Origin of the sequence: Streptomyces sp. S465 (genome assembly GCF_026898115.1) — a bacterium.
Lineage (GTDB): Bacteria > Actinomycetota > Actinomycetes > Streptomycetales > Streptomycetaceae > Streptomyces > Streptomyces luomodiensis.
Map to the genome: position 1 here is coordinate 5,756,894 of NZ_CP114036.1, position 14,214 is coordinate 5,771,107.

At 62.9% G+C, this 14,214-nt stretch carries 13 protein-coding genes and 1 pseudogene; 8 read left to right on the forward strand and 6 right to left on the reverse strand.

Annotated elements, in window-relative coordinates; translation table 11 throughout:
* Positions 1 to 307: 307 nt before the first annotated feature.
* On the forward strand, positions 308 to 457 hold the full coding sequence (locus N6H00_RS24250) for a hypothetical protein (RefSeq protein WP_268973944.1): 150 nt from the start codon (positions 308 to 310) through the stop codon (positions 455 to 457).
* A 1,757-nt stretch (positions 458 to 2,214) separates the two neighbouring features.
* On the opposite strand, the gene N6H00_RS24255 is transcribed toward N6H00_RS24250, so the two are convergent.
* From N6H00_RS24255 to N6H00_RS40215, 3 genes are all read right to left on the reverse strand, one after another.
* Positions 2,215 to 3,666 (reverse strand): AAA family ATPase, encoded by a 1,452-nt coding sequence (locus N6H00_RS24255; protein ID WP_443073235.1) that lies wholly within the window; start codon positions 3,664 to 3,666, stop codon positions 2,215 to 2,217.
* Positions 3,667 to 3,944: 278 nt separating this feature from the next.
* Entirely contained in the window at positions 3,945 to 4,169 is a 225-nt protein-coding gene (locus tag N6H00_RS24260) for a cold-shock protein (protein ID WP_268973946.1), read from the reverse strand.
* Between the two features lie 1,068 nt (positions 4,170 to 5,237).
* Positions 5,238 to 5,912 carry an ATP-binding protein gene (locus tag N6H00_RS40215; protein ID WP_329618550.1) on the reverse strand — a complete coding sequence of 225 codons (675 nt, stop codon included), beginning with the start codon at positions 5,910 to 5,912 and terminating at the stop codon, positions 5,238 to 5,240.
* A gap of 202 nt (positions 5,913 to 6,114) precedes the next feature.
* On the opposite strand from N6H00_RS40215, the gene N6H00_RS24270 reads away from it, so the two are divergent.
* Together N6H00_RS24270 and N6H00_RS24275 are read left to right on the forward strand one after the other, a co-directional pair.
* Positions 6,115 to 6,537 carry an Hsp20/alpha crystallin family protein gene (locus tag N6H00_RS24270; RefSeq protein ID WP_268973947.1) on the forward strand — a complete coding sequence of 141 codons (423 nt, stop codon included), beginning with the start codon at positions 6,115 to 6,117 and terminating at the stop codon, positions 6,535 to 6,537.
* Positions 6,538 to 6,618: 81 nt separating this feature from the next.
* On the forward strand, positions 6,619 to 7,017 hold the full coding sequence (locus N6H00_RS24275; protein WP_079115615.1) for a DUF2267 domain-containing protein: 399 nt from the start codon (positions 6,619 to 6,621) through the stop codon (positions 7,015 to 7,017).
* 32 nt (positions 7,018 to 7,049) lie between these two features.
* On the opposite strand, the pseudogene N6H00_RS24280 reads toward N6H00_RS24275, so the two are convergent.
* A pseudogene (locus N6H00_RS24280) lies at positions 7,050 to 7,855 on the reverse strand (IS5 family transposase).
* Between the two features lie 157 nt (positions 7,856 to 8,012).
* Between N6H00_RS24280 and N6H00_RS40220 the strand changes: the two are divergent.
* A complete protein-coding gene (locus N6H00_RS40220) occupies positions 8,013 to 9,107 on the forward strand; it encodes a hypothetical protein (protein ID WP_443073236.1) in 1,095 nt (364 codons plus the stop codon).
* Positions 9,038 to 9,415, forward strand: coding sequence for a tyrosine-type recombinase/integrase (locus N6H00_RS40225; RefSeq protein WP_443073237.1), 378 nt, complete (start codon positions 9,038 to 9,040; stop codon positions 9,413 to 9,415). Before N6H00_RS40220 ends, N6H00_RS40225 begins: the two co-directional genes overlap by 70 nt.
* A gap of 397 nt (positions 9,416 to 9,812) precedes the next feature.
* Here N6H00_RS40225 and N6H00_RS24295 read toward each other — a convergent pair whose 3' ends face one another.
* Positions 9,813 to 10,022 carry a hypothetical protein gene (locus N6H00_RS24295; protein WP_268973949.1) on the reverse strand — a complete coding sequence of 70 codons (210 nt, stop codon included), beginning with the start codon at positions 10,020 to 10,022 and terminating at the stop codon, positions 9,813 to 9,815.
* A gap of 137 nt (positions 10,023 to 10,159) precedes the next feature.
* Between N6H00_RS24295 and N6H00_RS24300 the strand changes: the two genes are divergently transcribed.
* From N6H00_RS24300 to N6H00_RS24310, 3 genes are all read left to right on the forward strand, one after another.
* Positions 10,160 to 11,221 carry a DUF262 domain-containing protein gene (locus tag N6H00_RS24300; RefSeq protein WP_268973950.1) on the forward strand — a complete coding sequence of 354 codons (1,062 nt, stop codon included), beginning with the start codon at positions 10,160 to 10,162 and terminating at the stop codon, positions 11,219 to 11,221.
* A 16-nt stretch (positions 11,222 to 11,237) separates the two neighbouring features.
* Positions 11,238 to 11,930 carry a HEPN domain-containing protein gene (locus N6H00_RS24305; RefSeq protein ID WP_268977091.1) on the forward strand — a complete coding sequence of 231 codons (693 nt, stop codon included), beginning with the start codon at positions 11,238 to 11,240 and terminating at the stop codon, positions 11,928 to 11,930.
* 443 nt (positions 11,931 to 12,373) lie between these two features.
* Positions 12,374 to 12,904, forward strand: a complete 531-nt coding sequence (locus N6H00_RS24310; RefSeq protein ID WP_268973951.1) for a hypothetical protein — start codon at positions 12,374 to 12,376, stop codon at positions 12,902 to 12,904.
* 11 nt (positions 12,905 to 12,915) lie between these two features.
* Here N6H00_RS24310 and N6H00_RS24315 read toward each other — a convergent pair whose 3' ends face one another.
* Positions 12,916 to 14,079: a hypothetical protein gene (locus N6H00_RS24315; protein WP_268977298.1), complete on the reverse strand. Its 1,164-nt coding sequence runs from the start codon at positions 14,077 to 14,079 to the stop codon at positions 12,916 to 12,918.
* Positions 14,080 to 14,214 lie beyond the last annotated feature (135 nt).

Genomic DNA, 14,214 nt, shown 5'->3' on the forward strand with positions numbered 1-14,214 from the left:
TTCAACCCGGCTGCTGGCGTGGCCCTGCCCATAGCGGTACCGGCCAATCACGTCTACCTGGACGACGCGCAGGCTGAAGCGCTGGCCGACGCGGCGGGCGCGTACCGCGTGTTCATCCTGCTGCTGGCCTATACCGGGCTGCGTTGGGGCGAGGCGTCCGCGCTGAAGGTAGGGCCGGTCGACCTTGACACGTGCCGTGCGCACATCGTTGAGGCGTACGTCGAGGACAACGGCAAGCTCTACCTTGACAGCCCCAAGAACCACGAGCGCCGGTCGGTGCCGGCCGCAGAGGTTCTTCGCTCCTGCGGTGGACGCGGCGGGGCTGGGCCACCTGAAGCTCACCCTGCACAAGCTGCGGGACACGGAGGCTTCGCTCGCCATCGCCGGCGTTGCAGACGTCCACGTCGTGCAGACCATGCTCGGGCACAAGTCGGCGACGTTGACGCTGGACACGTAGGGACCTCTCGTCCCGGACCGCCTCGACGAGGTCTCAAAGAAGATGCACAAGCGCCGCACGATGCAACTCGCCAGGGTGCAGAAGAAGCTGGAGAAGGTGGAACGGAAGGCGCGGGAGGCGGTCGAGACTATGGCTGTCTTGGAGGGCGGTGCATCCTGATGCCCGCAACCGGGGGGCAGGGGTAGGTTCTGTCTGATCAATCCGGAAGAGCAGCCGCTGTGGTGTTCCGAGGTCGAGCCATTGGGCAATACACTCGCTCAGCAGGGCAGTTGCGGTCATATCGTGTTTGCGGCATCATCGCTGGCGGGCCGGATAGGCGGCCTGTCCCGGCACTGCGCTGCCCCGTCGGCGGTGCCATCAGAGGGACGAAGAAGCCAGCGCTGCACCTGTCGTAGACGAGCTCTGTCTTTGCGCGCCCAGACGCAGGCGCACTGATCAGTTTTCGAGTGCTCAGGGGCGGCAGTGCTCGGGGACGGATCGAACCATGGCCGCTGGCGGTCGTCTTACTCGCCTTGCTCGCACCCGAAGCTGCTACTCGGGGGAGCCGTATCAAAGCGCCTTGGAGGCTCTGCGGACGCATCGTCAAGCTCCCTTCCTCCCGGATGCTCGTGGCGAACAAGCGCTGCTTGAGGCTCAGGTGATGAAGGAGCTTGGCCGCGGAGGGGAGTGGTGGGCACACCCTGTCGGAATTGCCGGCGTGCGGTTGACGGACGGACGTCCTGTTGTGGTCCTTGATCCTCACAGTGGGTCCCGTCCTGGACGGAAGCATCCCACGGCTGACTACGCGCTGCGGCGAATGCTTCCCTATGCGGAACCCAGCGTTCAGGTCGGTGGCGTGGTGGGGCTCCGCGTTGCGGGTGTCCGCAAAGCGGACCTTCACCTCAAATTGGTCGGTACTGACAGTCGATTGGTGCTGAGAGCCGCCGCAAGTACGCGCTGGTGCCAACTACTTGCCGGGTTCAAGCGCGACCTGGGAGAGGACGGTCTCGTGCCCTTGTGGGACGTAGACGGGCCTTCGTCCCACGAGCTGGAGCATGAATGTGAGTTCGCCTCTCTCGCGCAGGTGGACCGAGACTTGGCATGGCTCGGCTCACGGCTTCTCCGACGCATCGCGACGTTCCAGAACTTCAGCACTGCCTATTCGACTCGGTCATGGATTACCGGGGATGAGTGGATCTTCGAGCTGGACACGCATCGCAACGTTCCTCTTGCGCACGACGCGTTCCTCGATCGCCTCATGGACGATGTCTGGGGTCTGCCACTGAGAATCGGGCGTCACTACTGCGACTGCAGGCTCCAAGCGACAGCACAGCGGGCCTACCAGTGCACGTTCTACTTGGAACACCAGGAACCCGGAGTGCCAGGAGTGATGCAGATCCGCTTCAGGTGGGGGGACCCCGCATACGGTGATGACGTGCGAGACAGGTTGGAAGCTCTCGACGCTGATCGAGACTGGCTCGACAGGGTGCTACCCCGCCGAACCGCCCAGCTCGGCCGCTCGGCTGCGGGGGAGGGTGGTGGTCGATGAATTGGGACAGCCTCGCCTTGGTCATCCTGGCCGCGTCAGGGGCATTGAGCCTGTTTCTCTCCCAGACGAGGGATCTGCTGGCGAAAATCGCGGAGGTCGTCCGTGCCTGGCATGAGCTCAGGCGTAGTGTCCGGGCGACCGACGGTGGCAGCGGGGACGGCGATCAGGCGTCTGACTGAGCACGCCCCTCTGCCAGGTTCCCCGTACAGGGGCGGTGACTGCGACCGGGTCAGTCGCCGTGATAGAGGCGAATTGGATCGATCAGCTGGATGGCGGGGTCATTCTCGGCGAGGTGGCGCAGTTCGTCGGTGAAGCCGGTGCCGCTGTAGCACTGCAGCCGGGTGACGTCGGTGGCGGTGCCGCGCGCGGTGAGGAGAGCACGGATGTGCTGGAGACGTTCGAGGTGGCCCTTCCCCATGACGTCGTTCCATTTGGCTTCGCCGATGGCGAGTAGTGTTTCGCGACCGTTGTCGGTCTCGCCATGGACTGCGACGTCGACTTCGTGGCTGGTCTTCGCGGCAGGATCGTTGACGGTCCCGCTGGCGACCCTTGTGACCTGCCCGCCGTGGGTTGCGGGGGATGCGTGCCAGCGGGCCCATTCGCGGCAGACCTGTTCGAAGTGCGGGCCGACAACCTTGCTGCGGAAGGTGGACTGGGCTCGGCGCCAGACGGCGGGGGCGCGTCCGGGGCGTTCCAGATCGCCCCAGGCGGGGCGCATGACCGCGTGGTAGAAGGCGATGAGAGGTTCAGCGATGCGGTAGGCGGAGCGGTTGCGGCGGAAGGCGTCGGCCTCGTGGGTGATCAGGCCGACGTCCTGGAGGACGCTGAGCGGGTGGGCGAGGTCGGTGGACTTGCGGCCGAGGTAGTCGGCGATGCCGCCGCGTGCGGCGTTTCCGGCGGCGATGGCGGCCAGGACGGAGTGGTAGAGCGCGGTGTCGTGGAGTTCGGGTTCCTCTGCGAGCAGGTAGCGGGCCTCGCGGAAGAGCGGACGGGCGGGATTGAGGACGGCGCGGGTGACCCAGGCATCGAAGTCATGGGGCCCGGCGGGGGCATCGCCCTGGGTGAACTCGCGACGGTAGGCGGGGGTGCCGCCGACGATGGCGTGGGTGAGCAGTGCGGTGCGCGGGTCGCTGATCTCCCAGAACTCGGCGGCGAGACGGAAGTCCAGGGTGGGGACGACGAGTTCCAGGCCGGCACGGCCGCGCAGCGGGGCGTTGCCGGCGAGGAGTCCGCCCATGAAGGACAGGGCGGAGCCGCACAGCAGGAGCCGTACGGGGGTGTTGGTGTGCTGGGCGGCGGGGTCGAGCGCGCGCTGGATGATCGAGGGGAGGGCGGGGGAGGCCTTGGCGAGGAAGGGGAACTCATCGATGACCGCGACGGTGGGGCCGCCCCTGTCGGCGATGCGCATGAGCTCGGTGACTGCCTCGTCCCAGTGGGCGAAGCGGAACGGGGTGGGCTGGTCGCGGTGGCGGGCGAGGGCTTCGCCGAACTGGCGCAGGGCGTCGGCTTCGGTGGTCTCGGTGGCGGTGAACATGAAGCCGCCGCTTGCCCGTGTGACGGCGTCCAAGAGGAAGGTCTTGCCCTGGCGGCGGCGGCCGGAGACCACACCGAGGGTGGCACGCGGGCCGGGTAGGGCGGCGAATCGGGTCAGCTCGGCCCACTCGAAGTCGCGGTCGAACATCTCGGCGGGTTTGTCCACGGCACACCCCTGTATAGATAGGTGGGCTTATTATATCTGGACTTATTCAAGACTCCTTTATTGCGTGAGTGCCCGGCGTGGGGCCCGGGCGGGGCGAGGGCAGGGGCCGAGGTGCAGGGGCGGGGGCGAGTGGAATGGGCCCCCGAACTTCCGGAGTTCGATTCGAGCCCGCTCCGGCGGCTGTTGTCGACGGATGCGGCGGCTGGACAGGGGCGCTGGCGTATGCGCCCGTCCGGCGTTGTTGCTGTCAGCTGTGGATGTCAGGCATGCCGAGGCGCAATGCTCACCGCGCAGTAGTCGTATCCGTCCTGTTTGAAGCCCGGAGCCTCCCACGTGAGGTCCACCTGTTGTCCGGGCGACAGGGTACGGAAGCCGGGCGCCTGGATGTCGGAGTAGTGGCCGAAGCAACCCCCGGGGGTCTCGGGGGAGTCGAGCACGCCCCACCCTTCCTCGTCGTTCCACTCGCGGACAGTCGCAGTCACCATGGGCGGCACCCTACGGGCATCGTCTGCGCCGACGCACTTGGTATCTCGGCTTGGAAGCTTGGGTTTCTTGGTAGCGGTTGCTGTGCTGACCTGCGCCGGGAGTGTCTGATCCGCAGCCGACGACAGTCAGCTATGACGGCGGGTGCGCCGACCGATCACGCACGCGTGTGCCTCGCCGCACCGCCAGCGGCCTCAGCCACGCCGCCATGTCGTCGACCAGAGCAAGCTGTGCCGGCGGAAGCGTGGCGGTGAGACGTTAAGTGAGGACCTCTTCCTCCCGAAGCAACTTGGGTGGGGGTGCTGCTTTGGGCTGGCGCGGCTCCCGCCTGCGCTGATGGTCCGCTGGCGTTCGCCCTCGTCCGCCGTAGTTCGTCGGCGTTGTCACGCAGTTAGACACTCATCGCCCATCGCCGCCCTCTATGCCGGTACAGGCCGTAGCGGTCCGGACGCCGCCGCTACAGCAACAAGGATCAGCTAACGAGCTTGCGAAACCGCTCAAAGAGCAGCCGAAACTCTCCTGGGTAGGGCGGCTCCTGATCTCCGTCATCGATCTGGTCCGGGTCGACAGGGGTATGTGCTGTGACGACCTCATCGACGAGCGCTGAGAGGTCGTTGTCGTCGAGAAGGAGCACGAACTCATGACGACTGAGAGCTGTGTCCCTACAGCGTTGCAGGAAGTGTTCCTTGTCAGCGAGAGACCGGCATAGCAGTAGCCCCACTTTTCCGCGTAGCGGTGAGAATCTGCCGCAGAGTTGATCCAACTCAGGATTCCCGAGCTCGGAATGATAGTTCTTGCATTCGACGAAAATATGCGAGCACGGATGTCCTTGTCGTGTTATCCATCCAAAGAATCCATCTGTTGCGTTGTTTGTGTAGGTGATATCAACTCGCTTTCGAGATTGATCCAAGGGATGTTCGACGACCGGATAGGTTAGCCAAGGATAGAAGATGGCCGTAAGGAGTGCGTGGACCTTATGATGATAGGTTGTAGCATTCTCGGCGCCGGGCGGTGTGTGGAGTACGTCCGTCAGGGCGGCCAGGGTGTGTGCTCATGGAAGTGCCCCGGGCCTATGGCCTGGGGATTTCGCGTGGAGCGGGTGACGAGAACCGAACTCGCGCTCTCAGAAATTGGGAAGCTGCGATCATTGGGGGACGGTTTGCGCACTGACCTGGGCAAACGCATGCTGAGCGGTCCCAGTGAGCCTGGCCGCTTTCACCGTGAGACCCCGCTGTTCCCCGCTCGGTCTGGTGCGCTTGCGGTGCGGCCGTGGGGGGTGCCCATGGGCACAACCTAGTCCGCGACGAGTCCGAGGCAGTGCGCCCTGCGCCACAGGGCACCATCGCGCGCACCGTCTTGCCACCGCCTGCCCTGCCGGTCACGGTCACCGAGCGAGCCAGCCGGTGAACCATCGGCCAGCCGAAGCCCCCGCCGCCGACCCGGTCCGAGATACGCCACTGCGGACGAACCAGGCTGGAGTCGCCCACGGCCACCTCGACGGCGTCCGGCAGAGCAGCCAGGCTCAGCACGCAGGAGCCTCCCGCGTGCCGCAGCGCGTTGGTGACCAGCTCCGACACCACCAGCGCCACGCTGTCGGCCGCCTCCCTACCAACATCGAATGGCAGGCACTCCACGAAGGCGCGGGCGCCATCACGGGCCATGGCGATAGAGCCCGGCCGGTTCATCGAGACAAAGATCGTCAGCGTCGCCGGTCCGGCCACCGGCAGGATCTCCGCCTCATCCATCAGCCTCACCCCGTACTCCGGCGCGTTCACCACGACGACTGCCCGCACTGTGTCGTGTGCCCCGCACAATCGGTCACTAACACAACAACCGCCCACGACGGGCAGCAGGAAAGTTGCGCCCAGGCTTGTCAATTTTCGCCGGGCGAGCTATACCGGAAAACGCGGTGAACGCACTGGCATCCCGGCGAAGGGAGTGATGACGATGCTGATGCGTACCGACCCGTTCCGTGAGCTGGACCGCCTCACCCAGCAGCTCCTGGGCACACCAGCCCACCCCGCCGCCATGCCGATGGACGCCTTCCGAGACGGCGACACCTTCGTGGTCGAACTGGACCTCCCCGGCGTCGACCCCGAGACCATCGACCTCGACGTCGAGCGCAACGTCCTGACCGTCAAGGCCGAACGCCGGCCCAGTGCAGGCGAAGGCACCGAAGTCGTGGTCGCCGAGCGATCCACCGGCTCCTTCAGCCGCCAGCTGTTCCTCGGCGAGACCCTGGACAGCGAGCGCATCGACGCCTCCTACGACGCCGGCGTGCTGCGCCTGACCATCCCAGTCGCCGAGCAGGCCAAGCCCCGCAAGATCGCCATCAGCGGCGGCAGCAGCCGCAAGCAGATCAGCAGCTGACCCCCTCAGGGGCGGGGGCCATCGCCCCCGCCCCCGCCCCCGACCAGCACACCCTTCCGAGACGCGGGACCGGGAGGAACCATGCCCATGCACTGGGACGCATTTCTGGCAGCCATCCAAGAACGCGGCGAGTACGACTCACCCGAAGAAGCCGAACGAGCCGCCCGCGTCGTCCTCGCCCTACTGGGCGCACACCTGGTCGGAGAAGTGCGCGCCGAACTCGCCGCCCGCCTCCCCGACGCCTTGGCACTGGTACTCCTCAACCCCCTCCACTGCCACGAACCGCTCCCACCCGAACGATTCATCCGGGCAACAGCCGCATGGATCGAAGGCGCCACCGAACGCACCGCAACCTGGGACGTCAGCGCCGTGCTCAGCGTCGCGGCCGACCTCGCGGGCGAAGAACTGATGAACCAGATCCTGCTCCAGCTCCCCCCGGGCTACGACCTTCTCTTCGGCCGCCCACAACCAGTCCGATGACCGCCTCTACCGATGACCACTAACTGACCATTTCAGAATGAGGTTCGGAGTCGTCTCAAGCAGATGATGCAGCAGGCGAGTTGGAGGAGGCCGAGGTGGAGGTCGGCGCGTATCTCGTAGCGGGTCCGGAGCCGCTTGAACTGATGGAGCCAGGCGAAGGTGCGTTCTACGACCCAGCGGGTCTTGCCCAGGCCGGAACCGTGGCTGGTTCCCTTGCGGGCAAGCCTCGGTGTGATGCCTCGGGCCGGAGGAGACGGCGGTACTTGTCGTGGTCGTAGCCCCGGTCGGCGAACACGCGCTTGGGGCGTCGGCGGGGCCGTCCACGCGTCCCGCGGATGTGCGGTATTGCGTCGAGCAAGGGGATGAGCTGGGTGACGTCGTGCCGGTTTCCACCAGTCAGTGAGACGGCGAGCGGTGTTCCGTACCGGTCGACGATGAGGTGGTGCTTGCTGCCCGGACGGGCCCGGTCGACCGGCGAAGGTCCGGTGTGAGCCCCCTTTGAGTGCCCGGACGTGCGAGCCGTCGACTGCGGCGTCGCACATTTCCAGCAGTCCTGACTTGCGCAGTTCGCCCAGGAGAATCTCGTGCAGACGTGGCCAGACGCCGGCCTCGGTCCAGTCCCGCAGCCGTCGCCAGGCCGTCACCCCGCTGCAGCCGATGCGTTCGGCCGGCACATCGGCCCAGCTCACCGCCTTGCACAGCACGTAGACGATCCCGCGGAGGGCAGCCCGGTCGTCCACTGGCAGACGGCCCGGATACCGACGACGCCGCGGCGGACGGGACGGGAGCAAGGGAGACACACTTCCCACAGATCATCAGGCACAAGATCATCCGACACCCGCAGAAGTCTGCCGCCACCTCACCCCACAGCCAAGAACCTCACCGAACTCATTCTGAAATGATCAGTTGAGGAGGACGGCACACAGAAGATCGGCTACCTGGAGAAGCGATGCCCCAAGCTCAAGCGGCGTGACCACGGCTCGTGGTACTACTCGATCGAACTGCCACCAGGCCCTGGCGGCAAGCGCGAAACCGCAAAGAAGGGCGGCTTCCGCACCCAGAAGGACGCGGCAACAGCCTGCAAGGAGATCTGGGAACTCGCCCACGGCGGCGTACAGGTCAAGTCCCATGAGACCGTCGCCGAGTTCCTACGCCGCTGGTTCGCCAAGCGCGTCGACCACAAGCGATCCACACGCAAAGGCTACGAAGACCACATCGAACGCGTCTTCATACCCACCCTGTGCCACCTGAAGATGCGCGACCTGCGCACCAGGCACATCCAGGACATGTTCAAAAAGATCTGGGCGGACAACAAGATCCACCAGCACAACCGCGAAGCAGCCGACGAAGCCCTTGCAGCCGAACGCGCCGCCCACACAGCATGGCGCACCTGCACGATCCGCCCCCGGCCGACCGAGCTGCGCCAGCACTGGAACGCCGCCAAGACCGCACTCCAAACAGCCCGCAGCAAGCCACGCCACATCACCGGCCCCGGCACCCAACTCAAGAACTGGGCCAAGACCGTCGTCCTGCCGAAATACGTACGCCCCAAACCACCCGTGTGGACCGACGAACGGGTCACCCGCTGGCGGACCACCGGCAAGAAGCCGGGCAAGGTCATGGTCTGGACACCCGAGCAGACCGGAACGTTCCTCGACGCCGTCGCCCCGCACCGGCTCTACCCGATGTTTCACCTGATGGTCTTCCGGGGCCTGCGCCGCGGCGAAGTCGCCGGCCTACCCTGGAGCGAAACCAACCTGACGAACGGCACCGTCCACATCAGCGAACAACTCGTCGCCGCCTCGTACGACGTCTGGGAAGACACGCCCAAGAGCGAGAGCGGCGCACGCACCATCTCCCTGGACTCACAACCCACGAACTACTCAAGCTGTGGCGGCAGCGCCAGCAAGCCGAGTGCGAGGAATGGAACCGCGCCTACGAGCTATGGCAGCAGCACCGCAAAACCCAGCCCGACGAGCCGAGCCGCAAGGCGCCGAAAGAGCCCTGGAAGGACACCGGCCTGGTCTTCACGTGGCAGGACGGACGTGCCTACCACCCCGAGTACCTGTCGCAAACCTTCGACCGGCTGATCAAGAAGCTGAACCTGCCTCCAGTGCGGCTCCACGATCTCCGGCACTGCGCTGCCACGCTCTCCCTGGCCGCAGGCATCCACATGAAGAAGATCCAAGCTCTCCTCGGCCACAGCAGCTACTCCCTCACCGCTGACACCTACACCTCGGTGTTGCCACAGTTCGAGAAGGCCGAGGCCGAAGCTCCGGTCGCCCTGGTACCGCGAGCCGAAAAGCCGCAGGAGCCACCTTCTGCCCCCGAGTCCGCCAGCGATGGCCTCGAAGAGTCCGAGGTTCCCAGCGATGAGGCCGGGCAGACGGCTGACTGACAGCATGTTCCCACCGCGTTCCCATACGACGCGAGAAGGCCCTCCGTGATCTTCACGGAGGGCCTTCGTTACGCCAGCACAGGCTCTGACCTGGTGTTTCTCTGTGCCCCCGGCAGGATTCGAACCTGCGACACCCGCTTTAGGAGTTCGATCAGCGCCCGGCTTTGCCGTGGATCCGCAGGGCTCACTGGCCACCAAGGGCCATTGGCGGCTGTCTGCGTTCGTACCCGTTGATGTCAGGCGTGGACGTCACGTGAGGTCCTTCAAGGTCCCAGGGATGCTGTCGAACATGCCCGGCGGGAACGACCTCATGCCGAGCTTCTCCAAGCCTGCCACCTTGGCAGCCAGAGATACGACCTGCCCTAGTGAGCTGTGCTTCTGGATGACGAACACGAACTCATTCTCGGATGGCGGAAGCGTCTTCGGCAGCGTCATCATCGTGCCTGTCAAGCTCCTTGCTGATCTGCTCGCGCAGCGCCGCGCTGAGCCAGTCTCTCTCCGGTGCGGCGTACTTGTTGATGAAGCGCATCGAGAGGCGTAAACCGCTGACAGCCAGCCACCACGGCGGGTTTGCCGACAGGCCGGGCGCGCGTGCGCCTCGCTGCACCCCCGCTGGCCTCAGCCACGTGATTATGCCGCCGACCAGAGCAAGCTGTCCCGTATGGGCCGCAGGGCACCTTCGGGTCCGCCTGCTGGTCTGTGCATCGCATGCCGGAGAAGGCATCAGCGCACTACACTGCCTCCATGTCTGCTGGCGCGTCACTCGAAAATCTGGAAGATCAGCTCCGAGGCGAGCGCGGGAAAGTTGATGTAGCCGTACACAACTTTTCTGTCCGCGAACTGGTGCGAATGATTGTCGACGAGGAGCTTAACGCCTCTCCGAATTATCAACGGAAGTTCCGCTGGGACGAGTCAGACGAGGCGCTGTTTGTAGAGTCTGTATTTCTCGGTCTTCCTGTTCCTCCGCTTTTTGTGGCCACTAATGTTGGCTTCCAATGGGAAGTTGTTGATGGGCTTCAACGCCTCTCCACCCTTGCTCATTTCCTTGCCAAAGATGCAGATGAGGCAAAGTTCATCGGCAGGAAAAAGCCGCTAGTTCTTCATGGTCTAGAGAAGCTCACCGAGCTGAACGAACAGGCTTTCGCTGACTTGCCAAAGAACCTTCAAGTTTATTTCGGGCGGCAGCCTCTTCAGGTTATCTCCCTCACGGACAAGAGTGACCGACAGGTCCGCTTCGACGTGTTTGAGCGACTCAACCGTGGCGGGATTCAACTCACTGCGCAAGAGGTGCGCGCTTGTGTTTACGCGGGTGCTTTCAATGATTTCATCGAGGAGTTGGCAGAAGATCCTCGCTTGAAGAAACTTGTGAAACTGCAGCGCAACCATGAGAATGACGGCACGCGAACCGAACAGGTTCTCAAGTTCTTCGCCTATAAGAACAATAGGGCAGATTTTGACGGTAAGGTCGAGCGGTTTCTGAACAGTTACATGGGCGCGGCTGATGAAGGCTTTGACTACAAGGCCGAGCATGCTATTTTCGATCACGCGCTTGAAATGCTCTACCAGGTATGTGGTCAAAAGCCCTTCTTGCGCAAGCAGACGAAGGTGACCCCTCTGGTCCAGTTCGAGGCCTGCCTCGTTGCAGCGGGCGACCTGGTCACAGAGGGAGCGCCGGTAGGCGATGTGGATTCAGGCTGGCTTGAAGACCAAGAACTTAGGATTTCCAGCGGGGCGGGCTCGAACACTAAGGCCATGCTGCGCCGCCGCCTCAAGAGGGCTAAGGAACTACTCAGTGGCAACGCATGAGGCGCTGATTGTTGATGTGCAATCACAGGGGGAGCGTCTCCTCCGGCGCTGCGACGATTTGAAGAAGTTTCTTGCACTTGTGAGGGACTCTCCTCAGAGTTCGCAGCCGGACGCGCGATGGACGTCCGAGGCGAGAGATGCAAGGGCTCTTTCTGTGGTGTGTAGCATGGCTGAACTTGAGGCCTTCACAAAATTCCTTATCCAAGAGACTCATCGAGAGCTGAATTCTTCCGGTGCGGCTGTCCGTAACTTCCGCTCCAGCCTTCGTCAACTTGCCGTGCATGCGACCTTTGAGAGCCTTCGCAGCCTTGCTGATCATTCTAAGCTATGGGAAAAGCGGCGGTATACCACGACGCTTGAAGCATGTGGTGACCCAATAACGTTGCCCATCGAGTTGAGGCATGCACAGCCGCCGCTAGACGGTAGAACACTGAGGCCCGAACACTTCAATCGTATCTGGGAAATCTATGGACTCCCCGGCACAGCCTTCCCTTTTGCCGCATGGGGCGCCTCGCTTCAAAAAATGGCGCTCTTTAGGAATGATGTTGCTCACGGGAATATTCCGTATGTGGAGATCTTTCAGCAGGCGGGAAGGTCGGTCGCGGATGTCGAACGCTATGTCAACGACATCAGCGAGTTCGCTATTCATTTAGTCACGGCGTGGGTGGATTATTTGTCAACGCAAGGATACCTTGGACCTGAGGGATGAATTCGCCGTGTTCTGCGACAGGTCGGCGGAGCGGCTTTGGGGTGGCGCTGCTTTGGTGCGAGTGATCATGGCCCCGTAAGCTTGCGGCGCGTCGGGCAGTCTGTGGACCTGCCCGATAAAGCACGACGTTGGGGCCATGATCTTAGAGGCTCGCGCCAAAGTGGCTCCGTAAAGCCGTGGAGCCGACCGCCCAGCCATGATGTACCCCTTCTTCGGGCGACGGTCTTGAAGCCGCTTTCTGGCACCATGACGACTGGGTGCGAGTGCTGGTGTCTGTTCCTGTCCACCCCCGTTGATGTCGCTAGTGCTGTGACCGGGAAGGTTTGCCGGGTTGCCTGTTGTGCTGGTCGCATGGGACGACTTCGGGGCGGACAGCGGCGCATCTTGAGCCGGTCGAACCACCAGCCATACCGAAGGCAAGGGTTACAGGCCACACTTGGGGTGTGACAGCTGCCATCATCACCGCCAGTGCAAGCATCGTCGTCGCAGTGCTTGCCTTTCTTCTCAGCCAGCGTGCCCAAATTCGACAAGAGCGCCGGCAGGCGCGCCTCGCACGTATCAACAGCCAACTCCGAGACCTTTACGGACCGCTTAACACTCTTGTCGACACGAATGAACAAATTTGGGAGGCGCTGCGTGCTACGATTCTTCCCGCGCGAGATGAAAGGAGCCCAGAGGCCAGCACAAGTGAGTGGCGAAAATGGCGTGATCAGGCTCTTATGCCTACCAATCGACGGATGCGCGAATTGATCATTGAACATGCGGATCTGATCATAGAGTCCGAAGTTCCGCAACCCCTTCGTGATTTTTGCGCCCACATCTCATCTCTGGAGGTTGCAATTTTCGAGGAGGCGGAAGGTGTAAGGCGGCGTACCTTGATCGAGCACCCGGGAAGTGACTTCACCAGCTACGTCCACACTTCCTTCGTTCGATTGAAGGAGGAACAACAGAGACTGCTTGGTAGATCTACGTGACCTGTTCGGATTTACTGGGTAGGCCCTTCGGAAGAGCGATTCCTTTCCCGGAGACATTGTGGACAGCACTTACCGGGCCCCCATCCAGCCTCCCCCATCCTCAACTCCCACCACAACTCCTCTCCCCTTGCCATCCTGCACTCAACATCGGTTTTTTCACAGTGCAATCGAGAGTGCTCCTTCGTAAGGGGCTGACGGCAGCATCCCACGGCTCCCAGCCCCCTCCTGATTTCCCCTGTAAGGGGCATTCCGTGCACCTGAAATAGGGTTCGCAGCGCAAGCGCCTTGACCAGATCTTGACTCGCGGAATCGAACCGAGTGTCCCACTTTACGGAAGTATGGTGTGCGATGCCCGAGCTTTCGAAGCAGATCACAGAAAAGTATTCGGTCTGCTCGGGGCGGTCGCCACGGCGACGCCCTCCCTTCTGACTGGCGTGTAGCGCAGCCCTGTGCTTCTCATAGGCTTCAGCCAGGTTCGGCGAGGCAGCGAAGTAGCCGTATGCTTCTTGCAGGAATTCCTGCTCATGCGTGCGGCGCGAGATCAATAATACAATTCGCTCTATTGGGACGTTCTTGGCGACGTGGCATAGCTCCCATTTGGTGTATTTTCCTTCGTGCAGCTGAATCATGACCAGGGACGCTCTAGAAGCAAGGTCTCTAACGAAGTCCTTCCACTCGCCATCTTCGGCATACAGGCGTCGCGCCCCAAGCCGCGGCAGGGACTCTCCCTTCTCACCTAACGCGACCACCTCACCGAATGCGCGCCGCATGGTGAGGCAGAGGAGCTCCTCCTCTGTGGGCGCAATAAAGAGGCGGTGCTCGTCATGTTCGACGTACTGAAATTTTGACGACTTACCATCAGTCTTGAATGTGCGTAGGTATAGCACAAATTCCCCCTTGACATCCCCTGGGGAATCGATGATTTCCGTCGACATTCTGCGCGCCAACCTCCCCAGCTTGTATGCTGGCAGCGACATTCGAAAAATTACTTGCGCCACAAGGAAGATGGATGCGAACGCAGGAAAGGCCCAGCCGGGGATTCTCCCGACGAGGGCGAGGCTCGAGAAAGACCAGAGAATAAGCACCGCAAGGCTCAGGAGGCAGTTCCCGGCGGCATCTCTCGTTAGAGTGAATAGCACGTATGGTGAAATTATCTCCAGGATTCTGGCGGTCACTCGACGCAACTTCCTGAGTATCTGCATTCTCAATCTACCCCCTAAGCTCGACGGCGCCCCGATACGTGAGCCAGGTCGTGGGCTTGTGGTCGTCGCCGACGACGAGACCCACGGGCTGCTGATGTCGATGATGCG

Coding starts and splice junctions, on each gene's coding strand:
- N6H00_RS24255 (WP_443073235.1), bottom strand. CDS start 3,666: ATGTTCGACCGCGACTTCGAGTGGGCCGAGCTGACCCGATTCGCCGCC.
- N6H00_RS24260 (WP_268973946.1), bottom strand. CDS start 4,169: ATGGTGACTGCGACTGTCCGCGAGTGGAACGACGAGGAAGGGTGGGGC.
- N6H00_RS40215 (WP_329618550.1), bottom strand. CDS start 5,912: ATGGATGAGGCGGAGATCCTGCCGGTGGCCGGACCGGCGACGCTGACG.
- N6H00_RS24270 (WP_268973947.1), top strand. CDS start 6,115: ATGCTGATGCGTACCGACCCGTTCCGTGAGCTGGACCGCCTCACCCAG.
- N6H00_RS24275 (WP_079115615.1), top strand. CDS start 6,619: ATGCCCATGCACTGGGACGCATTTCTGGCAGCCATCCAAGAACGCGGC.
- N6H00_RS24300 (WP_268973950.1), top strand. CDS start 10,160: ATGTCTGCTGGCGCGTCACTCGAAAATCTGGAAGATCAGCTCCGAGGC.